A 21186-nucleotide genomic window follows, 5' to 3' on the forward strand; every position below is an offset into this window, starting at 1 on the left:
TGTGTGGCAATTCATCCTTGTCGCCGCTCTTAACTAATCGGTTGGTAATATCAGCCCTGAGTCAAAGTTAAATGTGACAACTTCGCTACTTCCGTTGGTCGCCATGTAAGTCATCTCTTACAGAAACAGAGAATTACGTTACCGGTGGTATGAGCGGTGCTTTAGGGCGAAGTTCCTGGCCGCTCATCCTGTTTCCGGAAATTTCTTGAAATATAGGCAAAGATGGCACTGGTACTATATTGATAGCACTTGCTATTTGGGCCAGTAGTTGCGGGGAGTTGGTGCGCGGGGATAGTTTTGTGCCACTAGTCTTTTAAAAAAGTGGTGCCACTACGAAAAAAAATCTGAAATGTCGAGTGAAATAAATGTTAGAGATGCGTCAAGATATTTTTTGACGCCAAACAATTGACGACTTCTGATGCGAAATGCAGGAGAAAATGTGGGAGGGGGCTTGCCCCCGATGGCAGTGTGTCAGTCGATCCATGTATGACTGACCCACCGCCATCGGGGGCAAGCCCCCTCCCACATTTGATCTTTAGCGTCTATGAGAGCGGAGCAGGGCCTTATTCCGGTGCATGATCGCGCAGGAACACCAGGTTGTCGGGCTTGGACTGCTCCGCATTGAAGCGATAACCCTGCACATCGAACTGCTTGAGCTGGGCCGGGTCGTTGATGCGTTCTTCGATCACGAAGCGGCTCATCATGCCTCGGGCCTTTTTCGCGTAGAAGCTGATGATCTTGTACTGACCGTTCTTCAGGTCCTTGAACTCGGTGTTGACGATCCTTGCGTTCAGGGCCGTGCGCTTGACCGCGGAGAAGTATTCGTTGGACGCCAGGTTGAGCAGTACCTCATCGCCTTGTTCGGCCAGGGCTTGGTTGAGCCACTCGCTGATCCGGGTGCCCCAGAAGGCGTACAGGTCCTTGCCACGGGCGTTGGCCAGTTTGGTGCCCATCTCCAGGCGATACGGCATCATCAGGTCCAGGGGGCGCAGCAGACCGTACAGGCCCGAGAGCATGCGCAGGTGATCCTGGGCGTAGCTGAAGTCGGCGTCGCTGAAGGTGTCGGCGTTCAGGCCCGTGTACACGTCGCCCTTGAATGCCAGCAACGCCTGCTTGGCATTGGCCGGCGTGAACGCCGGGGTCCAACTGCCGAAACGCGCGGCGTTGAGGCCGCCGATCTTGTCGGATACATGCATCAATTCGCTGATTTGCGCCGGGCTCAGGTGGCGCAGTTGCTCGATCAGTTCCTGGGAGTGGTCCAGATACTGCGGCTGGGTAAAGCGCTGGGTCGCAGGCCTGGACTCGAAGTCGAGGGTCTTGGCGGGGGAAATCACCATCAGCATGAAGTTGGCTCCTGTAATCGTGCGGGGGATTCTAGGGGGTTGGGCACTTTGACTCCACCTATGATGGTGATAGGCGCGATCCGTTATGATGGCCGGTGACTCTGGAGAGGGAGACCCTGTGTGCGAATAGCGTTTTTTTTGTCGGCGTGCCTGTTATGCCTCAATGCCCACGCGGCGCCGGTGGATGTGGCCAGCCTGGATCGTGGCGTCTGGCCGGAAAAACTCAGCAGCCCTGCGCTGTTCGACGTGGCCTCGCGCGCCGAGATCCTGATGTTCGCCCACAGCCTGATCGCCAGCGAAGCCCTGGATGAAGCGGCGCTCAAACAGCGCCTGGGCCTGAAGATCATCAACCTGGCGGCCATCGACGATCTGCGTCGCCAGCTCTGGCAGCGCCTGCTGGAGGGCTACACCTTCGCCCAGGAGAGTTGCGAGGAAGACGCGTCGTTCTGCTACCTGGTGGAAAACATGGACGACCTGCGCGAGCAGGCCGGCAAGTTCGAGATCAGCGAAAACTCCTTCTATATAGGTTGGGCCGGCCCGAGCCACAATTTCCACGAGCGTTACCTGGACGAACTGCTGCGCAAAGCCGCGCTGTTCCCGCAGATCAGCAGCGAGATCGCGCGTTTCGGCGACCATGAGCGCAATGGCGATGAATTCAACGACCGCTTGTTCCTGCTGACCTTCGACGGCGGCCCGGCCCCGGTCAGCGGCAATACCGACTGGCTCACTGACTACCTGCGCAAGCAGAAGATGAACGCCACGTTCTTCGCCCTTGGCAGCAGCCTGCAAAACCGCGTGGAGCGCAGTTCCGCTGCCGATGTGCAGGCGCTGTACCAAGGCCAGTGCGTGGGCACCCAGGGCTGGCAGTACCGTTCCCACAGCCATTGGGTCGACTGGCAAAGTTCCATCACCCGCAGTGCCTCACTGGCGCAGAACCTGATGCCGGAGAACTACGTGCCGCTGTTCCGTCCACCCTACGGTCAGCGTCGTGCGGACAGCCAGGGTTTCTTCCAGTCCCAGGGTTTGCAGGTGGCGTTGTGGGATATCGACTCCCAGGACGAACCGGGCAAGCTCAAGGCCGATGAGTCGGCGCAGCGGGTGCTGACCTTGATGTTGTTGTGGCGCAAAGGGGTGATTGTGTTTCACGACACCCAGGACAAGGCGCGGGTGGCATTGCCGATTTTGTTGCAGGCGACGGCGCAAAGCGGGCTGGGTTGGCAGGACTGCCGGGAGGCGTTTCGCTGAAAAGGCTGAAGTGCCTATTCCCGTTGGGGATGCGGCATTTCTGGGGTGATTTTGTAGAATATTTCGATGCAGGCGGACTTCCGACTTTAACGGCGTGGCTGGCACTCGGCTAGTGCTATTCGTCATCCTGAAAAATAAACTTCAAAAAAACGTCAAAGTGCTTTTTCCTGTCATGGGTTTTGCGGTATTACGAAGTCAGATCGCCGAAACCTGCAACACAGGTGGCGTCTTCCAAGACTCCTCATGTGGGCAATGCACTTGACGTCCCTCAGGTGCATTCGGTGGTCGAATCGAGGCGCAGCACTGTTGTGGTATTGCGTCGACTGGCTCCCACAAAGGTGACCGAGTATGGATGATCATGGACGTAACCCTTCTTCCGACCAGCCAATCCTTTATGTGCTTGATACCAACGTACTGATCCACGATCCGAACGCGCTGCTTAACTTCGAAGAACACCACGTCGCCATCCCGATGATCGTGTTGGAGGAACTCGACAAACTCAAAAGCGGGCATCACAGCGTGGCCGCAGAATGCCGCCAGGCGATCCGCCTGATCGACAAAACCCTGGGCGAAGCGTCACCCGAGGACGTCGAAGTCGGCGTGCCGATCCAGCGCGGCAAGAGCGGGCCCAAGGGCTTGCTGTCGATTCTGATGAGCAAGCGCAGCGAGCCCAACAGCCTGCTGCCGGAAAACCTCAACGACAACAAAATCATCAACCAATTGATCGACCTGCACGCACGTGACAAGGACCTGCGCGTCGTGCTGGTGACCAAAGACATCAATATGCGCCTCAAGGCACGAGCGTGTGGGATCGCTGCCGAGGACTACAGTACCGACCAACTGGTCGACGACGTGTCGATGCTGTCCCGTGGTTATCACACCATGACCGGCTCGTTCTGGGATCGCGTCAGCAAGGTCGAAACCCGTCAGGACCACGGTCGCACCTGGCACCAGGTGCAACTGATCGACAACCTGCCGGCGGTACACGTCAACGAGTTCATCATCGACGAACAGGGTTTTGTGGGCTGGATCAAAGAGATCCAGGTCGACAAGCTGCTGATCCTCGACCTGCATCAGGAACCCCTGTTGCACCAGGAAGCCTGGGGCCTGAAACCGCGTGATATCTACCAGAGCCTGGCGCTGTATGCGCTGCTCGACCCGGACATCCACCTGGTCAACCTGACCGGCGCCGCCGGCTCGGGCAAAACCATTCTTGCCCTGGCTGCCGCCATTGAGCAGACCATGGTGACCAAGCGTTATCGCCGCATCATCGCCACCCGCAGTGTGCAGGGCCTGGACCAGGAAATCGGTTTCCTGCCCGGCACCGAAGCGGAAAAAATGGAGCCGTGGCTGGGGGCGATCACCGACAACCTCGAAGCCTTGCACATGGATGACGAAAACACCCATGGCAGCGTCGACTACATCCTCAGCAAAGTGCCGTTGCAGTTCAAATCCCTCAACTACATCCGAGGTCGCAGCTTCCAGCAGAGCCTGATTTTGATCGATGAATGCCAGAACCTCACGCCGCACCAGATGAAAACCATCATCACCCGTGCCGGCGCCGGTTCCAAAGTGGTGTGCCTGGGCAACCTGGCGCAGATCGACACCCCTTACCTGTCCGCGACCAGCTCCGGGCTGACGTACCTGACGGAACGCTTCAAAGACTTCCCGAACGGCGTGCATATCGCGCTGCAAGGGGTCCCACGTTCGATCTTGGCCGAATACGCCGAATCTCACTTGTAAACGCGGTCGGTGTGGGAGGGGCTTGCTCCCTCCCACATTTCTTTTGCATTGGGTTTACAATCGACGCTCCTGATCAGGAGTATCCCTGTGCTGACTCATCTCGATTCCCAAGGTCGCGCCCATATGGTCGACGTCACCGACAAGTCCGTGACGTTCCGTGAGGCGGTGGCCGAAGCGCGCGTGCGCATGCTGCCCGAGACCCTGAAAATGATTGTCGACGGCGCCCATCCCAAGGGCGACGTGTTTGCCGTGGCCCGCATTGCCGGAATCCAGGCGGCGAAAAAAACCAGCGACCTGATCCCCCTGTGCCACCCGCTGATGCTCACTGGCGTCAAGGTCGAACTCAGCGCCGAGGGTGTGGACGCGGTGCATATCGTCGCGCGCTGCAAACTCTCCGGCCAGACCGGTGTAGAGATGGAGGCGCTGACGGCCGCCAGTGTTGCCGCATTGACGATCTACGACATGTGCAAGGCCGTGGACCGTGGCATGACCATCGAAAGCATTCGCCTGCTGGAAAAGCTCGGCGGTAAAAGTGGGCATTTCAAGGCGGATCAAGCATGAGCATCAACGTATTGTTTTTTGCCCGCTACAGCGAAGCGGTGGGCCTGGATTCGCTGGAGGTGGAAGGCGACTTCGCGACCGTCGACGCTGTGCGCCAGGCATTGGCCGGCGACCCGGGCTTTGACGTGCTCAACGAAGCCAGCTTGATGTGTGCGCGTAATCAGGAGCTGTGCAGCCTCGACGAGCCGCTGCAGGCCGGTGATGAAGTCGCGTTTTTCCCGCCTGTGACCGGGGGCTGAACGTGGCCATTCGTGTACAGCCCGAGCCCTTTGACCCCGGTGCCGAAGTCAACGCGATGCACGCCGCCAATGTCGGCGTCGGCGCGGTGGTGAGTTTTGTCGGCTATGTGCGCGACTTCAACGACGGTCACGACGTGGCGGGGATGTTCCTGGAGCATTACCCCGGCATGACCGAAAAAGCCCTGGCCAAGATCGCCGTGGAAGCCGAACAGCGCTGGCCGCTGCTCAAGCTGGAAGTGCTGCACCGCATCGGCGCGCTGGAACCGGGCGAGCCGATTGTGTTCGTCGCGGCGGCCAGCGCGCATCGTCAGGCTGCGTTTGAGGCCTGTGCGTTTGTGATGGACTACCTGAAGACCCGTGCGCCGTTCTGGAAGAAGGAAAATACCCCTGAGGGCGCGCACTGGGTCGAAGGGCGCGACAGCGATCACGCAGCAGCGGATCGCTGGAAATAGCCAGCCGAACATAGATGCAAATGTGGGAGGGGGCTTGCCCCCGATAGCTGTGGCACATTCAACATCTCTGTTGACTGACCCACTGCTATCGGGGGCAAGCCCCCTCCCACATTGTTGACCGCATTTCAGCTTACGGACGTTTGCGTTCTACAGCCCGGAGCAAGTGCGTCGACGGCGTCTCGCAACTGATCTTGCGGCCCAGCAACGTCTCGATCGACGGCAACTGATACGAGTCATCTTCCCCGGCAAAACTGATCGACACCCCCGCCGCCCCGGCACGGCCGGTACGGCCAATGCGGTGTACGTAGTCGTCCGGCACTTCCGGCAGGGTGAAGTTGATCACGTGGCTGATGCCGTCGATGTGAATCCCGCGACCGGCCACGTCGGTGGCCACCAACACGCGGATCTTGCCTTCGCGAAAGCCTTCGAGGGTCTTGATGCGCTTGTGTTGCGGCACATCGCCCGACAGTTGCGCAGCGTTGACGCCATCGCGCACCAGGCGTTCTTCGATACGGCGCACTTCGTCCTTGCGGTTGGCAAACACCATCACGCGCTCCCAACCGTTGTCGTTGATCAGGTTGTAGAGCAGCTTGTACTTGTCGGCGCCGGCCACGGCAAAGATGTGTTGCTCGACGTTTTCGCTGGCGACGTTCAGCGCCTCGATCTCGACGATGGACGGCTCGGTGGTCCACTGCTTGGCGAGGTTCATCACGTCTTCGGTGAAGGTCGCGGAGAACAGCAGGGTCTGGCGTTCGTTTTTCGGCGGGGTCTGGCGAATGATCTGGCGTACTTGCGGGATAAAGCCCATGTCGAGCATGCGGTCGGCTTCGTCCAGCACCATCACTTCGACCATGTCCAGGTGGACGTCGCCGCGCTGGTTGAAATCGAGCAGGCGGCCCGGGGTGGCAACCAGGATGTCGCAATGACGGGCTTCGAGGTGCTTGAGCTGCTTGTCGAAGTCCATGCCACCGACAAACGTCATGACGTTGAGGCCGGTGTACTTGGTCAGGTCGGCGGCGTCCTTGGCGATCTGCACCACCAGTTCGCGGGTCGGGGCGATGATCAGCGCGCGTGGCTCACCCATGTAGCGCTCTTTCGGCGGCGGCGTTTGCAGTAGCTGGGTGATGATCGAGATCAGGAACGCGGCGGTCTTGCCGGTGCCGGTCTGGGCGCGGCCGATGGCGTCTTTGCCGGCCAGGGTGAACCCGAGCACCTGCGCCTGGATCGGTGTGCAGTAAGGGAAGCCCAGGTCCTGGATGGCGTGCATCAGTTCCGGTGCGAGCTTGAAATCGTGGAAGCGGGTTTTGCCTTCCTGGGGTTCAACGACGAAATCTTCGAGCTTCCACGGTGTGACGGGCGGCTTGGGCGCGCGTTCACGCCGTGCGGCTTTTGGCGCAGGTGCCGCAGCGACTTCGGCCGGTTTCGGCGGTTCGGCGGGTGTCACCTCGAGCGGTTTCGGCGCGGCCACAGCGGTGGCCTGGCCCGGCTGTTTGCCTTCGTGGCGGCTGCCGGTTGTCGGGACAGGAGCACTGGGAACTGGCGCGAGCGGCTCAGCCTCGCTTTTGCCGAACATCTTCTTAAGTGCTTTGAGCACGGTGATCTCATTAATTGGTTAAGGAATATACGCCGGCCAGTGTAATGCAAGAATCGGGCGCGGCGTAGTGCGTCTGTCATGTGGCTAAATAAACCGGGGTGTTCAGCGCAGACGTTCGGCCAGCCACGTACCGATATCGCTGATCTCCTCAGGTAACACTTCGTGACCCATTGGGTATTCCTGCCATGTCACGGTGACACCACGGGTCTTCAAGTGCTCATAAGCGCTGCGCCCCATGGCGTTCTGTACCACCTCGTCGTACTGGCCATGCAGGCACAGCACCGGAATACGCTGTTGACTGGCGGATAATTCCAGCTCGTCGTCGAAGGTCGGCGCGTAAGTGGAGAGGGCAATCACGCCACCCAAGGCGCCTTGCCATTTATGGAACGCGGTGTGGAACACCACGGCGCCGCCCTGGGAAAAGCCCGCCAGGAAAATCCGCGAGGCGTCTATTCCGCTGCTTTTTTGCTTCCTGATCAAATCCGTGACCATTTTGGCCGAGTCTTTCAACTGTTCCAGGCTGATGGAGCGGGCCGGGCTCATGGCCTTGATGTCGTACCAACTGGGCATCTCGTAGCCGCCGTTGATAGTCACCGGGCGGGTGGGCGCCTGAGGCAAGACGAAGCGCGTGGTCAGCAAGTTTTCCTGCAGCGCTTCGGCCACCGATTTGAAGTCGTAGCGATCGGCCCCCAGGCCATGCAGCCAGATGACGCAGGCGTCTGCGGTGTTGCGGGGCTGAAGAATCAAGGCTTCGGTCATGTCTGCTCCATAGATGTGCGTGCGCTCCGATTAAGTGCGACGGAACGGTGCGCAATAGTTTGATCTGTTACGAGAATGTCGCAAGGTTGAATCTTTTCCCATTGACCTTGGGCTGAATCGACTCAGCAGCCACTCTGGTACGCGCTTTGCTATGTGTAGGTCGATGTCAGATCTTTCCTGGGACGGTAACACTATCAGTGACTGCCGTTTGTGGGATAGCAACTGGAATTACTGCGACTGCCTCATGCTGCTTGACCCTAATAAAAGCCAACACGGGTCGATATCGCCTCATAAGGGTGCGCTGAGGTTCTAGCTCCGACACAACAAGAGCAACTGGAGGTTTGAATGAAGGTATTGAAATCCACCCTGGCCATCGTTTCCGCGGCTGCTGTACTGGGTGTCAGTGGTTTCGCCCACGCCGGCGCCACCCTGGACGCCGTGCAGAAGAAAGGCTTTGTGCAATGTGGCGTGAGTGACGGCCTGCCGGGTTTCTCGGTACCGGATGCCAGCGGCAAGATCCTCGGGATCGACGCTGATTATTGCCGCGCGGTAGCCGCTGCCGTGTTCGGCGACGCGACCAAAGTCAAATTCAGCCAGTTGAACGCCAAGGAGCGTTTCACCGCGCTGCAGTCCGGTGAAGTCGACATCCTGTCGCGTAACACCACCATGACCAGCTCCCGCGATGCCGGCATGGGCCTGAAATTCCCTGGCTTTATCACTTACTACGACGGCATCGGCTTTCTGGTAAACAACAAGCTGGGCGTTAAAAGTGCCAAGGAACTGGACGGTGCAACCATCTGCATCCAGGCCGGTACCACCACTGAACTGAACGTTTCCGACTACTTCCGTGGCAACGGTCTGAAATACACCCCGATCACCTTCGACACCTCCGACGAAAGCGCCAAGTCGCTGGAATCCGGGCGTTGCGACGTGCTGACCTCCGACAAGTCCCAACTGTTCGCCCAGCGCAGCAAGTTGGCCTCGCCGAAAGACTACGTGGTTCTGCCGGAAACCATTTCCAAGGAACCGCTGGGCCCGGTCGTGCGTAATGGCGACGACGAGTGGCTGGCCATCGTGCGCTGGGTGGGCTACGCCATGCTCAACGCGGAAGAAGCCGGTATCACTTCCAAAAACGTCGAAGCTGAAGCCAAGTCCACCAAGAACCCGGACGTCGCACGTCTGCTCGGTGCTGACGGCGAATACGGCAAAGACCTGAAAGTGAAGAAAGACTGGGTCGTGCAGATCGTCAAGCAAGTCGGTAACTACGGCGAAGTGTTCGAGAAAAACCTCGGTAAAAGCACGCCGCTGGAAATCGACCGTGGCCTGAACGCGCTGTGGAACAACGGCGGCATTCAATACGCACCCCCTGTGCGCTGATCGCTGATGGTTCTATCACCCGGTGGGCCAACCGCCGGGTGATGTTCTGTTCCATTATTTTCGGGGCACTCCATGCAAAATCAAATCGGCGCACCAAAGCAGAAGCTCAGCTTCAGCGATCCCAAAGTGCGTGCGTGGCTCTTCCAGATCATCACGATTGTGGCGGTGGTCTCGCTGGGCTGGTACCTCTTCAACAATACCCAGACCAACCTTCAACACCGGGGCATTACCTCGGGTTTCGACTTTCTTGAGCGCAGTGCCGGCTTCGGCATCGCGCAGCACTTGATCGACTACACCGAATCGGACAGCTATGCCCGGGTGTTTGTAATCGGTCTGCTCAATACCTTGCTGGTGACCGTGATCGGCGTGGTCCTGGCGACCCTGCTCGGGTTCATCATCGGCGTGGCCCGCTTGTCGCCCAACTGGATGATCAACAAGCTGGCGACGGTGTACGTGGAAGTGTTCCGCAACATCCCGCCGTTGCTGCAAATCCTGTTCTGGTACTTCGCGGTGTTCCTGACCATGCCGGGGCCGCGCAACAGCCATAACTTCGGCGATACGTTCTTTGTCAGCAGCCGTGGCCTGAACATGCCGGCAGCACTGGCCGCCGACGGGTTCTGGCCGTTCGTTGCCAGCGTGGTCGTGGCCGTCGTGGCGATCGTGCTGATGACCCGCTGGGCCAACAAGCGCTTTGAAGCCACCGGCGTACCGTTCCACAAGTTCTGGGCGGGCCTGGCGCTGTTCATCGTGATCCCGGCATTGTGCGCCTTGGTCTTCGGCGCGCCGTTGCACTGGGAAATGCCCAAGCTGCAAGGCTTCAACTTCGTCGGCGGCTGGGTACTGATCCCTGAACTGTTGGCGCTGACCCTGGCGCTGACCGTGTACACCGCGGCGTTTATCGCCGAGATCGTGCGCTCGGGCATCAAGTCCGTCAGCCACGGCCAGACCGAAGCCGCGCGCTCCCTGGGCCTGCGCCCCGGGCCGACGCTGCGCAAGGTCATCATCCCGCAAGCCCTGCGGGTGATCATTCCGCCGCTGACCAGCCAATACCTGAACCTGGCGAAAAACTCGTCGTTGGCCGCCGGTATCGGTTACCCGGAAATGGTTTCGCTGTTTGCCGGCACGGTGCTCAACCAGACCGGCCAGGCCATCGAAGTCATTGCCATCACCATGAGCGTGTACCTGGCGATCAGCATCAGCATTTCCCTGCTGATGAACTGGTACAACAAGCGCATTGCGCTGATCGAGCGGTGAGGAAACGAGCATGAGTTCGCATACGTTCAAACCTGATATGCCACCGCCGAGCAAAGTCTTCGGGCCGATGGCATGGATGCGCGCCAACCTGTTTTCCAGCTGGCTCAACACCCTGCTGACCTTGTTGGCGTTTTACCTGATCTACCTGGTCGTGCCGCCCATCCTGCATTGGGCCATCCTCGACGCCAACTGGGTCGGGACCACTCGCGCCGACTGCACCAAAGAAGGCGCCTGCTGGGTGTTTATCCAACAGCGCTTCGGGCAGTTCATGTACGGCTACTACCCCAGCGACCTGCGCTGGCGCGTGGACCTGACCGTGTGGCTGGCGATCGTGGGCGTGGCGCCGTTGTTCATCTCGCGTTTTCCACGCAAGGCGATCTACGGCCTGGGCTTTCTGGTGTTGTACCCAATCATTGCCTTCTGCCTGTTGCACGGCGGCGTCTTCGGCCTGACCAACGTGGCCACCAGCCAATGGGGCGGCCTGATGCTGACCCTGGTCATCGCCACCGTCGGCATCGCCGGCGCCTTGCCGCTGGGGATTGTGCTGGCCTTGGGGCGGCGTTCGAACATGCCGGCGATTCGTGTGGTCTGCGTGACCTTCATCGAGTTCTGGCGCGGCGTGCCGTTGATCACGGTGCTGTTCATGTCCTCGGTGATGCTGCCGTTGTTCCTGCCCGAAGGCATGGGCATCGACAAGCTGCTGCGGGCACTGATTGGCGTGATCCTGTTCCAGTCGGCCTACGTGGCGGAAGTGGTGCGCGGTGGCTTGCAGGCGATTCCCAAAGGTCAGTACGAAGCGGCCGCGGCGATGGGCCTGGGTTACTGGCGCAGCATGGGCCTGGTGATTCTGCCGCAAGCCCTGAAGATGGTGATCCCCGGCATCGTCAACACGTTTATTGCGCTGTTCAAGGACACCAGCCTGGTGATCATCATCGGTTTGTTCGACCTGCTCAACAGCGTCAAGCAAGCCGCCGCCGACCCGAAATGGTTGGGCATGGCCACTGAAGGCTACGTGTTCGCCGCCTTGGTGTTCTGGATTTTCTGTTTTGGTATGTCGCGCTATTCCATTCATTTGGAACACAAGCTCGACACAGGCCACAAGCGTTAGGAGTTGTTGTTATGAGCGAAGCGATCAAACAGCCTGTGAGCCCTGAAGGCATTATCCAGATGCAGGGCGTGAACAAGTGGTACGGCCAGTTCCACGTACTGAAAGACATCAACCTCAACGTCAAGCAGGGCGAGCGTATCGTGCTGTGCGGCCCGTCGGGTTCGGGCAAGTCCACCACCATCCGCTGCCTCAACCGCCTGGAAGAACACCAGCAGGGCCGCATCGTGGTCGATGGCGTGGAGCTGACCAACGACCTCAAGCAGATCGAAGCGATCCGCCGCGAAGTCGGCATGGTGTTCCAGCACTTCAACCTGTTCCCGCACCTGACCATCCTGCAGAACTGCACGCTGGCACCGATGTGGGTGCGCAAGATGCCCAAGCGCAAGGCCGAAGAAATCGCCATGCATTACCTGGAGCGCGTGCGCATTCCGGAGCAGGCCCACAAGTTTCCGGGGCAACTCTCGGGCGGTCAGCAACAGCGCGTGGCCATCGCCCGGGCGCTGTGCATGAAACCGAAAATCATGCTGTTCGACGAACCGACCTCGGCCCTCGACCCGGAAATGGTCAAGGAAGTGCTCGACACCATGATTGGCCTGGCCGAAGACGGCATGACCATGTTGTGCGTGACCCACGAAATGGGTTTTGCCCGCACCGTGGCCAACCGTGTGATCTTCATGGACAAGGGCGAGATCGTCGAACAGGCGGCGCCGAATGACTTCTTCGACAACCCGCAGAATGACCGGACCAAGTTGTTCTTGAGCCAGATTCTGCATTGATCGATGGTTGATGCTTGACGCGATAAACCCGGCACCTGGCCGGGTTTATTTTTGCCTGCTGTTTTTACGCGGACGCTTGAGTTGCAAGCTGCGCATCTTTTGCGATCAGCAGATGGTTCAGGTCTTCGCCGACATTGAGCACCTCTATTTCAGCCAGTAGATGCGGATGTTTATCCAATAGACGCATCAATGTGAGCAGTGGTGCAGGCGGAAAGATCTCAGCTCTTTCATAGCGGGAAAATGCGTTATGGCCGCGGCCGGTCAATAGCCTTACTGCGTCTTTCTGCGTCAGATGCAATTTGCGGCGAATTCGTTTCATTTCGGCGGCGATGATTGTCCTGGCATCCATTAACAACTTATCGCTGGCATCGGAATAACGCTCTGCGCTATCGGTGTCCGAATCGAATTCGACCTCGTGACAGACCTGGCATTCCCAGCCTGCAATATCAGGGATATCCCGGATCATGCCGCGTGTGTTGATCGTGAAGTTGCGACCTTCGAAATGCTGCATTGCGTCATGGGTTCCGCAGCTCATGCATTGTTGGGTTTTCATAAGGTTTTCTCCTTGAAGGAGATTACGGGAGGACCACCGCCTGGGCGGTAAGTCACTTTGATGTAAATCTCCGTAGCGTAAATCTTGATCAGATAGACGTCCTGCCACACACGGTGGTCTGAATAGGTCGTCATTGACTTGTACAACATTCGATTCTCAAGGGCGCAGACCGCGAGTCGCATCTGGCCGATGTTCAACTCAAGTTGTCGAGCCCCCTCCCGCGCGCTTGCGGTGAATGCTCTGCTACCCAACCTGATGACATCCGCCTTGATCACCGCCAAATCGTAATGAGGTGTGTACTTTTCCATAAGACACCTAAGGCTGAAATTACCCTTTAAGGGTAATTTTAACAATCGAAAATACTGCTCCTTTTTCCTGCCTAAGAACCCTAGTGCGTTGCCTTTGTAGGCCAGTCCGAATAGGCTGTAGGTAAATTCATCCTATGACTGGACGAAAGCGCAAACCCTATGACAGACATCGCCCCGCTGATCAAACGCTCCCTGGTCGACCAAGCCCTCGAGCAGCTGCGCCAGCGCATCACCCAAGGCGTATGGGCCATCGGTGAGCGCCTGCCCACCGAGCCTGAGCTGGCGGCGGAACTGGGCATCAGCCGCAATACCGTGCGCGAGGCCATGCGCGTGCTGGCGTTTTCCGGGTTGATCGAGATCCGCCAGGGCGACGGCAGTTACCTGCGGTCGATGACGGACCCGCTGGGCGCCATGCGCGCGTTGTCCCATTGCGGCCTGGAACAGGCGCAGGAGACGCGGCAGATCCTGGAAGTGGAGGCCATCGGCCTGGCCGCCCTGCGTCGCACCGAGCAAGACCTGCACCGGCTGCGCGCGGCGCTCGATGCCAGCGCCGCGCTGTATCACGGTGAACTGGAGGCCTACATCAGCGCCGATCTGGTATTCCACCAACGGCTGGTGGACGCGGCGCACAACCCGGCGTTGAGCGAGTTGTACCGGTACTTTTCCAGCATCATCGGCGCGCAACTGCGCCAGACCCTGAACCTCTCGCCGCGTCGCCAGGCGGTGTTCGACCTGCACACCGCCCTGCTTGATGCCGTCGCGCAGCAAGACCCGGAGCGCGCCAAATCCCTTTGCCGGCAGTTGATCAATGAACCCTGAAGCCAAACGCACGCCCGAGTTGGAACAACTGCTGATCGATGCGGAGGCCGACGACGATGAGCTCCAGCGCAGCCACCCGCTGGTGAGCCGGCCGTGGCTGTTGCTGCTGGGCCTGGTGCTGGTGGCGCTGAACCTGCGTCCGGCGCTGTCGAGCCTGTCGCCGCTGCTCAGTGAGGTCTCCAGCAGCCTGGGGTTGTCGGCGGCCGGGGCCGGTTTGCTGACCACGTTGCCGGTGTTGTGCCTGGGCCTGTTCGCACCGCTGGCGCCGCTCCTCGCCCGGCGTTTCGGCGCCGAGCGGGTGGTGCTGGGGATTTTGCTGACGTTGGCCGCCGGTATTCTGCTGCGCAGTGCGTTCGGTGAAGTCGGGCTGTTTGCCGGCAGCCTGATCGCCGGTGCCAGCATCGGCATCATTGGCGTGTTGTTGCCCGGTATCGTCAAGCGCGACTTCGCCAAACAGGCGGGCGCCATGACCGGGGTCTACACCATGGCGCTGTGCCTGGGCGCGGCGTTGGCGGCGGGGGCCTCGGTGCCCTTGAGTGACTACTTCGGCAACCGCTGGAGCATCGGGCTGGGCTTCTGGATGCTGCCGGCGTTGCTGGCCGCGCTGTGCTGGTTGCCGCAAGTCGGGCACAAGCACGGCGCGCATCGCGTCGCCTACCGGGTGAAGGGCTTGCTGCGTGATCCGCTGGCCTGGCAAGTGACCTTGTACATGGGCCTGCAATCGTCCCTGGCCTACATCGTGTTTGGCTGGGTGCCATCGATCCTCATCGACCGCGGCCTGAGTGCCACCGACGCCGGGCTGGCGCTGTCCGGTTCGATCATCGTGCAACTGCTCAGCGCCCTCACCGCGCCGTGGCTGGCCACACGCGGCAAGGACCAGCGCCTGGCCATTGTGGTGGTGATGCTGCTGACCCTCGGTGGGCTGATGGGCTGCCTGTATGCGCCGCTCGACGGGCTGTGGGGCTGGGCGATCCTGCTGGGCCTGGGGCAGGGCGGCACGTTCAGCCTGGCGCTGACGTTGATCGTGCTGCGCTCGCGGGATGCCCACGTGGCCGCCAACCTGTCGAGCATGGCCCAGGGCTTCGGTTACACCCTGGCGTCCCTCGGCCCGCTCGCGGTGGGCCTGATTCACGATTGGACCGGCGGCTGGGCCGCCACGGGCTGGGTCTTCGCGGTGATCGGCCTGGGCGCCATCGTCGCCGGCCTCGGTGCGGGACGGGCGAAATACGTCGATGTGCGCAGCGAGAAAGTCTAGAGGTACAGCACTTCCAGGGTCGCCGAACCGTCTATGACGATATCGGTGCTCAGGTCCAGGTTCTGTTTGGCGTTGATCACCGTCTCCAGGGTCAGCGTGCTGGTCAGGTTCTGGATCGCCATGGGGCCGGCGGTGCTGCCCGCGGTGTCGGTGAAGCCCAGCAGGCTTTTGGCGCCGACGTCGATCGGGTTGCGGTTGGCCGTGCGCCAGGCCAGGCCACCGGTGGTGGATTCGGTGCCATAGATCTCGGTCACGGCGTCCACCACGGTCTGCGTTGGATCGAACGTCAGCGAGTACACGCCGATCTTGTTCGCGCTGTTATCCAGGCCTAATCCATAGTAAATCTCGCTGTTGACGTGGGCCGAGCCGTCGCGGTTGTCGCGCATGCGCAATGCGTAACGCACCGGGCCGTTGCAGATCACTGTCAGGCCCAGGGACTTGAGCGGCAGCCGCGTGCCTGTCGTGAGGTTGAGGTCTTGCTGGGCGATCTTGCCGAAGTCCACCAGCCCGTTGGCCGACAGGCTCGGCACGCAGGACGCCGGGGTGATTCTGCCGTTGACGTTCAGGTCGACGGCGGCGGCCTGCGCCGGTTGGCTGAACAGCAGGGGCATGAGGATCAGGTAGCGAGCAATCATGGGAGCCTCCGAGGGGCTTAGAAGTAGGTGATTTCCAGGGTCGCCGAACCGTCGAGCCGCACTTCACTGCTCAGGTCCAGGCTGTCGAGCGGCGCGACAAAGGCTTTCAGGCTGAGTAACGCGCTGAGGTTTTGCAGGGCATTCGGGCCTTCGGTGCTGCCGGTCGTGGCGGTAAACCCGAGGAGGCTGCGTGCGCCCAGGGGAATCACGCTGGCGCTGGCGCTGCTCCAGGCGGCGCCGCCGGTGGTCGAGTCGGTGCGATACAGTTGGGGCAGGTTGTCGGCGCTGGCCTGGGCGGGGTCGACCAGCAGGTAATAGCGGCCGATTTTCTGCCCGCGTGCGTCCAGGCCCAGGCCGTAGGCGGTTTCATCGATGCCGCCGGTGGCCGAGCCGGCGCGGTTGTCGTGCATGACCAGGGCAAACGGGGTCGGGCCGTCACAGCTGACCGTGAGACCCAACGCGCGGGCGGGCAGGGCAGTGTCTTTGTCGCGGCGCAAATCGCTGACCGACAACTTGCCGAAGTCCACCGTGCCGTTGTTGGCCAGGGTCGGCGTGCAGGCCGCTGGCGCGAAGCGCGCTTGCAGATGCAGCTCGCGCGAGCGCCCGGAAGCGGGGGCATCGACCAGCGCCGAGGCGTCCCAGGTTTCGGCATCGCGTACCCGAATCGCGTCGTCCCGCGCCCAGGCATTGACCTGCAGTTGCGCGGAAAAACTGCGCCCGGTGGCAGGCTGGCCGTCGTGCAGCGGGACGATGCCATGGTCGGCGCGCCAGGTCAGGCTCGCGCCGACCTGGGCGGGCGCCTGGCCGGGGCCGGCGAGCAGGCCCAGTTGCACCGCGCGGCCATCGAGCACCGCGTCATGCACCTGCACGCGGTAACTGCCGCCGTCGGTGAAGCGCAAACGCTCGGTGCCGGCGGCGAGGGCGCGGTAGAACAGACTCATGTCGCCGGTTTCCGGGCAGTTGAGGGTCAAGGACAGGCGCCGTTCGCCGAGCAGTCGCTCGGCGGTCGGTGTTGACGCGATGGCGCGGTTCATCTGGCCGAAATCCAGGCGTGATTCGCTCAGGTCCAGGCGACAGTCGTCCTGGGCCAGGGCGGTGCCGGTACACAGCAGCAGGGCTGCCAGGCAGTGTTGACGTTTCATAGGGCGTTCCTCAAGGTCGCTGGCAGCGGGCCGGGGCGGTTTCGAAATACACGTGGGGGTCGGCCTTGGCCGGCAGTTCAAAGCGCAAGTGGCAGCGCGGCTGGTCAGCGGCCTTGATCCATAGCGAACGGGTGTCGAGCACGTCGGGCAAGAACACTTGGTTGCCTTCCTGGACCAGAGTGATGAACTCGCCGTCCTCGGTGGTCACGGTCGAGCCGCGTGGCATCGGGGTGTCCAGGGTCAGCAGCGCACGGCGGGTGAGCGACACGCCGAACTCGATACGGTCCACCGCGCCACGCCCTGCCGAGACCACCGCGAGCCCGTTGTGGATGTCGGCATTGCGCGGCAGCGAGCGGGTTTGCACTTCCAGCGGGCTGCGCCCATAGGCGCTGAGCTGGGGCGCCACGGCCTGGCCTTGCCAGTCGGTCCACACCGGGCCGCTGGGGGTGTTGACCTTGATCCCGGCCATGTCGCCTACCGAGAGCACGGCAAAGGTGTCGCGCACCGGGTAGGGCGAGAACGTCAACCCGTCGCCGTGCAGCACCACCGCGCCGCGTGCGCCGCCCTGGTAGCTGGAGCGTTCGGCGTCGGAGCGGGTGTAGTTGAAGTCCAACTGGCTGTAGAACGGCAGGGCCGAAACGCCCAGGGACGACTCGACCTCGCGGTCGCGGGTGTCATGTTCGACGCCGACCCGATACGCCAAATGGTCGTTGATCTGTTCGTTGAGCCCCAGCCCGGTGCGGTGCTCGCCACCGGAATTGCGCACCCACGCGCGGCCACGGCGGCTTTCGCCCAGGGGCAGGCTGACCGTCAGGTACAGGCTGTCGTCGTTATAGCGGCGCCCGCCCATATGCCATTCGGCGGTGGCGGACACCGACATCCCGGCGACTTGCGTGCCCCAGGACGCCAGGGCGCGGCTGCTGCTGTCGCCCTGGAACGAGGACGAACGCGAAAACCCCGCGCTGAAGGCGCCCAGCCACGGATGCGACCACGAGGTGGTGGCGCTCTGCTGGTCGCGGTAGCGCGTGCGTTGCTGCTCGCGGGTATCGACGATGTAGGTCGACTCGCTGAGGTCGCGGTAGCCCAAGGTGCGCCAGGAATTGGCCGCCGTGAAGGCCCAGCGCTCGCTCAGTTTCTGCGACCACGACAGGTCGGTCTGCACACCGCGCTCCTGGGTGCGCCGCGAGGCTTCGGAGGCGACCACGGCGACTTGCACCTGGCTGTCCTGCCAAGGCAACAGCCCCAGGCTCAGGCCCGCCGAGCGATAATCCTCGGCCGCCAACAGCCCGCTGCCGAAGCTGACCTGCGGATGCGGCACGGCGCTCCAGCCGGCACTCACTACCCAGGGTTCGGCACCCGGGCCGTCGCCGATATTGCGCACCCGCCCGGCCGCCACCGAGTAACCGGGCGCGGGCAGGCCCAGGCCGAGCATGGCGGCGGGCACGGTGAAACGGCGTTCTTCGCCGGTGGTTTCCTTGATCGTGACTTCGACGTCGGAGCGCCCATTCAGGCGCGGCACATTGCTCAAACTGAACGGGCCGGCGGGCACCACCGTGGAGTGAATCAATGTGCCGTTCTGGCGCACTTCCACCTGGGCCGGGCCATTGGCGATGCCATCGATGGTCGCGCCCTGGTTCTGGTCTTGCAGGGCCTGTTCGGTGAGCACTTGCACGCCGGTGATTTGTGCCCCGGCGAGCACCGGGTTGTAGAGGTTGATCTGCCCGGCCTGCAACACCGCCTGGTGGCTGGCGAAGGTGCGCTGGGCGTAGGCGTCCAGGTGGGTGGTGCTTGAGGTGCTGTCTTGCCAGGTCTGCACCTGGCGGCTGCGCACGATCCAGTCGCCGGCATTGAAGCCGACCTCGGTATTGGCCGAGCCGAAGCGGCTGGCGTCGTCGCCGTAGTGGTTGTACAGGCCGGTGACGTCGTAGTTGAGCAGTGCGGCAAACCCGCCGGTCTGATAGCCGGAAATGTCCTGGGTGACCGGGCGCAGCGCCTGGGTCGGTACTACCAGGTTCAGGCTCAGGTTGGCCGGGTCATGCTCGATCAGGGTTTGCGGGTATTGCTGGAGAAAGTCGTAGCAACTGCTTTCCTCCGCCTGGCCCGAAGACGGCGTCACCAACTGCGCGGCGTTTAGCAGCGGCGGGTCGAAGCAGGTTGCGCCGTGCTGATCGATGCTGACATCGACGCGCCCGCGGCGCTGGCCGTTGACCGTCAGGTTGAGCGCGTGGCGGCCTTGGGTAAACCGCGGGGCCTGCATCAGCAGGCTCGCGAGTTCAGGGTCGATGCCGCGCTGGAGCAGGGTCTGTGAGTCGAAGGAACCGCTCGACGACGGCGTCTGTGCCCAGGCCAGGTTTGTCAGCAACCCCTGACTGAGCGTCAGCACCAGCAAGGCCAGGCGCGGTGAAACGCCGGGCACGGCTTTGCCGTCACGGTAATGGATGACTGTGTTCACACAAATGCACTCGAATGATGGAAGTACCCGGCGTGATTCCCTATCGCGTCAGGTCTTCCCGGTGGCCTTCAGTGGGTGGCCACTTCGTTATCGTGGCGCCGTTGCATCCCTGGGCGCCGTTGCATCACAGGGTTATGGGCGCGTCGTGGGGCGCGACGGCAAAGCCATACACCGTGGCCGGTTGCAGGCGCACGCGGGTGGCGCCGGTGCCGCTGGCGGTCACGGTCAGTGTTTCGCCGGGCAGCACATAGGTGCGCGGCAGCATCGCCGACGCGTTGCCGGGCAGCAGTTGCAGCTCCTGGGCCAGGCGCACCACATACGGGGTAGGGTTGTGGACGCTGAGCTGGTCGGCCTTCAAGGTCCAGCTCAGGCCCAGCCACGGTGTGCGATTCGGCGCCAGCCCCTTGGGATGAATGATCACCGGCAGGTTCTGGCGCACGGTCACGCCCACTTGTGCGCGCCCGGCCTGGGCCGGGTCGCGCTGGGCGGGCATGCCTTCGAAAATCGCGCGCTTGAGGCGCTGGGTTTGCAGCGGCGTCTGGGTTTGCAGGATGAAGCGCACCAGTTGGCTCTTGGACGCTTCGACGCGGGTCAGGGGCGGGGTCACGAACAGCAGCGTGTCGCTGTCCTCGGGGATGTTTTCGAGGGTGACGTGCAGCAAGGCCATCTTGTTGTCGGTGTTGGTGACCGAGACCGTGGCCTCGCCGTCGGCCTCGTTGACGATCACCACCGAGGTGTCCGGGACCATGCCGTCGGCATGCGCGACGGTTGCGCCAAATACGGCCAGTGCCACGCAGCAGAGGCGCGGCATTGCACGCCAAACGGAAAGAAACAGGTTCATAACAGGGCTCTTCAATACAGGGCGCTTCAAGGGGGCCGCCATGTGCCCGGCGCGTGACCGGGGCGCTGACGACGCAGGGTCAGAGGTAACGCAGGTCCAGTGTGATCGAGCCATCGAGGGGCACCTCTTCGTGGAGCGTCAAGGTGTTGGCCGGGCTGATCGAGGTGTCGACCCGCAGGGAGGCCACCAGTAGCCGGATAGGCGCGGGCAACGTATTGCCAGCGCGGGCGAAGCCCATGAACAGGCCGGGGTACACGTAAGGCTCGGGTTTCCAGGTGACGCCCTGGTCGGATGAGGTCAGGGTTTGCATCGACTGCGAATCGCCAACCGGCCCGCGCAGCGACAGGCTGACCGAGCCGAGGCGTTCGTCGGGGGCGTGGGGGTTCATGCCCAGCCCATAGAAATAATCCGGCGCCAGCGATGACTCGCGCTTGTTGTCGATGCCCACCAGGGCGAACAACACCGGGCCTTCGCAACTGATGCTCAAGCCCATTTGCTGATTCGGTAGCACGGTGTACTCACCGGGGTGCAGCGTCGTCGCGAGGATTCTGCCGTGGTCGACAAGGCCGTTGTCCGACAACGATACGGTGCAGGCGCTGGGGGTTATTCGCCCGTTGACGTCCAGCTCCACAGTCGAGAGGGCGAAGGCCAAGGGCGTCGTCAGCAACAGCGAGGCGAGGGCCGGCAAGCGAATAAGCAGGGTCATGGCGTGAGTTACCTGGTGTTGAAC

At 61.7% G+C, this 21186-nt stretch carries 21 protein-coding genes; 11 read left to right on the top strand and 10 right to left on the bottom strand.

Annotated elements, in window-relative coordinates; translation table 11 throughout:
- Positions 1 to 563 precede the first annotated feature (563 nt).
- A complete protein-coding gene (yaaA, locus tag J2Y83_RS04500) occupies positions 564 to 1343 on the bottom strand; it encodes a peroxide stress protein YaaA (protein ID WP_253393479.1) in 780 nt (259 codons plus the stop codon).
- Between the two features lie 120 nt (positions 1344 to 1463).
- Here yaaA and J2Y83_RS04505 point away from each other — a divergent pair, with 120 nt between their 5' ends.
- The 5 genes from J2Y83_RS04505 (at position 1464) to moaE (ending at position 5583) form a co-directional block, all read left to right on the top strand.
- Positions 1464 to 2588 (top strand): polysaccharide deacetylase family protein, encoded by a 1125-nt coding sequence (locus tag J2Y83_RS04505; RefSeq protein ID WP_247399055.1) that lies wholly within the window; start codon positions 1464 to 1466, stop codon positions 2586 to 2588.
- Between the two features lie 348 nt (positions 2589 to 2936).
- Positions 2937 to 4331, top strand: a complete 1395-nt coding sequence (locus J2Y83_RS04510; RefSeq protein ID WP_247399072.1) for a PhoH family protein — start codon at positions 2937 to 2939, stop codon at positions 4329 to 4331.
- An 87-nt stretch (positions 4332 to 4418) separates the two neighbouring features.
- A complete protein-coding gene (moaC, locus tag J2Y83_RS04515; RefSeq protein ID WP_253393480.1) occupies positions 4419 to 4892 on the top strand; it encodes a cyclic pyranopterin monophosphate synthase MoaC in 474 nt (157 codons plus the stop codon).
- On the top strand, positions 4889 to 5131 hold the full coding sequence (gene moaD, locus J2Y83_RS04520; RefSeq protein WP_253393481.1) for a molybdopterin converting factor subunit 1: 243 nt from the start codon (positions 4889 to 4891) through the stop codon (positions 5129 to 5131). Before moaC ends, moaD begins: the two co-directional genes overlap by 4 nt.
- Positions 5132 to 5133: 2 nt before the next feature.
- Complete coding sequence (gene moaE, locus J2Y83_RS04525; protein WP_253393482.1) at positions 5134 to 5583, top strand: molybdopterin synthase catalytic subunit MoaE; 450 nt, start codon at positions 5134 to 5136, stop codon at positions 5581 to 5583.
- A gap of 130 nt (positions 5584 to 5713) precedes the next feature.
- Here the strand turns inward: moaE and rhlB are convergent, their stop codons facing one another.
- Entirely contained in the window at positions 5714 to 7183 is a 1470-nt protein-coding gene (gene rhlB / locus J2Y83_RS04530) for an ATP-dependent RNA helicase RhlB (RefSeq protein ID WP_253400344.1), read from the bottom strand.
- Positions 7184 to 7279: 96 nt separating this feature from the next.
- Entirely contained in the window at positions 7280 to 7936 is a 657-nt protein-coding gene (locus J2Y83_RS04535; protein WP_253393483.1) for an alpha/beta hydrolase, read from the bottom strand.
- 345 nt (positions 7937 to 8281) lie between these two features.
- Here J2Y83_RS04535 and J2Y83_RS04540 point away from each other — a divergent pair, with 345 nt between their 5' ends.
- The 4 genes from J2Y83_RS04540 (at position 8282) to J2Y83_RS04555 (ending at position 12451) form a co-directional block, all read left to right on the top strand.
- The gene (locus J2Y83_RS04540; protein WP_253393484.1) at positions 8282 to 9313 is read left to right on the top strand and encodes an amino acid ABC transporter substrate-binding protein; all 1032 of its coding nucleotides are present in this window, start codon (positions 8282 to 8284) and stop codon (positions 9311 to 9313) included.
- Positions 9314 to 9385: 72 nt separating this feature from the next.
- Positions 9386 to 10567 (top strand): amino acid ABC transporter permease, encoded by a 1182-nt coding sequence (locus J2Y83_RS04545; protein ID WP_253393485.1) that lies wholly within the window; start codon positions 9386 to 9388, stop codon positions 10565 to 10567.
- Between the two features lie 10 nt (positions 10568 to 10577).
- Entirely contained in the window at positions 10578 to 11675 is a 1098-nt protein-coding gene (locus J2Y83_RS04550; protein WP_253393486.1) for an amino acid ABC transporter permease, read from the top strand.
- 11 nt (positions 11676 to 11686) lie between these two features.
- Positions 11687 to 12451 carry an amino acid ABC transporter ATP-binding protein gene (locus J2Y83_RS04555; RefSeq protein WP_003171943.1) on the top strand — a complete coding sequence of 255 codons (765 nt, stop codon included), beginning with the start codon at positions 11687 to 11689 and terminating at the stop codon, positions 12449 to 12451.
- Between the two features lie 64 nt (positions 12452 to 12515).
- Here the strand turns inward: J2Y83_RS04555 and J2Y83_RS04560 are convergent, their stop codons facing one another.
- Entirely contained in the window at positions 12516 to 13004 is a 489-nt protein-coding gene (locus J2Y83_RS04560; RefSeq protein ID WP_253393487.1) for a type II toxin-antitoxin system MqsA family antitoxin, read from the bottom strand.
- Positions 13001 to 13312: a type II toxin-antitoxin system MqsR family toxin gene (locus tag J2Y83_RS04565; RefSeq protein WP_046488644.1), complete on the bottom strand. Its 312-nt coding sequence runs from the start codon at positions 13310 to 13312 to the stop codon at positions 13001 to 13003. The genes J2Y83_RS04560 and J2Y83_RS04565 overlap by 4 nt, the downstream gene beginning before the upstream one ends.
- Positions 13313 to 13471: 159 nt before the next feature.
- Here J2Y83_RS04565 and J2Y83_RS04570 point away from each other — a divergent pair, with 159 nt between their 5' ends.
- Together J2Y83_RS04570 and J2Y83_RS04575 are read left to right on the top strand one after the other, a co-directional pair.
- Positions 13472 to 14131 carry a FadR/GntR family transcriptional regulator gene (locus tag J2Y83_RS04570; protein WP_253393488.1) on the top strand — a complete coding sequence of 220 codons (660 nt, stop codon included), beginning with the start codon at positions 13472 to 13474 and terminating at the stop codon, positions 14129 to 14131.
- On the top strand, positions 14121 to 15386 hold the full coding sequence (locus J2Y83_RS04575; protein WP_253393489.1) for a CynX/NimT family MFS transporter: 1266 nt from the start codon (positions 14121 to 14123) through the stop codon (positions 15384 to 15386). The genes J2Y83_RS04570 and J2Y83_RS04575 overlap by 11 nt, the downstream gene beginning before the upstream one ends.
- Here J2Y83_RS04575 and J2Y83_RS04580 read toward each other — a convergent pair.
- The 5 genes from J2Y83_RS04580 to J2Y83_RS04600 all read right to left on the bottom strand — a co-directional run bounded on the left by J2Y83_RS04580 (position 15383) and on the right by J2Y83_RS04600 (position 21162).
- Positions 15383 to 16021, bottom strand: a complete 639-nt coding sequence (locus J2Y83_RS04580) for a DUF1120 domain-containing protein (protein ID WP_253393490.1) — start codon at positions 16019 to 16021, stop codon at positions 15383 to 15385. The two genes, J2Y83_RS04575 and J2Y83_RS04580, sit on opposite strands and share 4 nt — an antisense overlap.
- A 17-nt stretch (positions 16022 to 16038) precedes the next feature.
- The gene (locus J2Y83_RS04585; protein WP_253393491.1) at positions 16039 to 17163 is read right to left on the bottom strand and encodes a DUF1120 domain-containing protein; all 1125 of its coding nucleotides are present in this window, start codon (positions 17161 to 17163) and stop codon (positions 16039 to 16041) included.
- Between the two features lie 10 nt (positions 17164 to 17173).
- Positions 17174 to 19615 carry a fimbria/pilus outer membrane usher protein gene (locus tag J2Y83_RS04590; RefSeq protein WP_253393492.1) on the bottom strand — a complete coding sequence of 814 codons (2442 nt, stop codon included), beginning with the start codon at positions 19613 to 19615 and terminating at the stop codon, positions 17174 to 17176.
- Positions 19616 to 19739: 124 nt separating this feature from the next.
- A complete protein-coding gene (locus J2Y83_RS04595; RefSeq protein ID WP_253400345.1) occupies positions 19740 to 20426 on the bottom strand; it encodes a fimbria/pilus chaperone family protein in 687 nt (228 codons plus the stop codon).
- 109 nt (positions 20427 to 20535) lie between these two features.
- The gene (locus J2Y83_RS04600) at positions 20536 to 21162 is read right to left on the bottom strand and encodes a DUF1120 domain-containing protein (RefSeq protein ID WP_253393493.1); all 627 of its coding nucleotides are present in this window, start codon (positions 21160 to 21162) and stop codon (positions 20536 to 20538) included.
- Positions 21163 to 21186 lie beyond the last annotated feature (24 nt).

Origin of the sequence: Pseudomonas marginalis, assembly GCF_024169655.1 — a bacterium.
Classification (GTDB): Bacteria; Pseudomonadota; Gammaproteobacteria; order Pseudomonadales; family Pseudomonadaceae; genus Aquipseudomonas; species Aquipseudomonas paraveronii.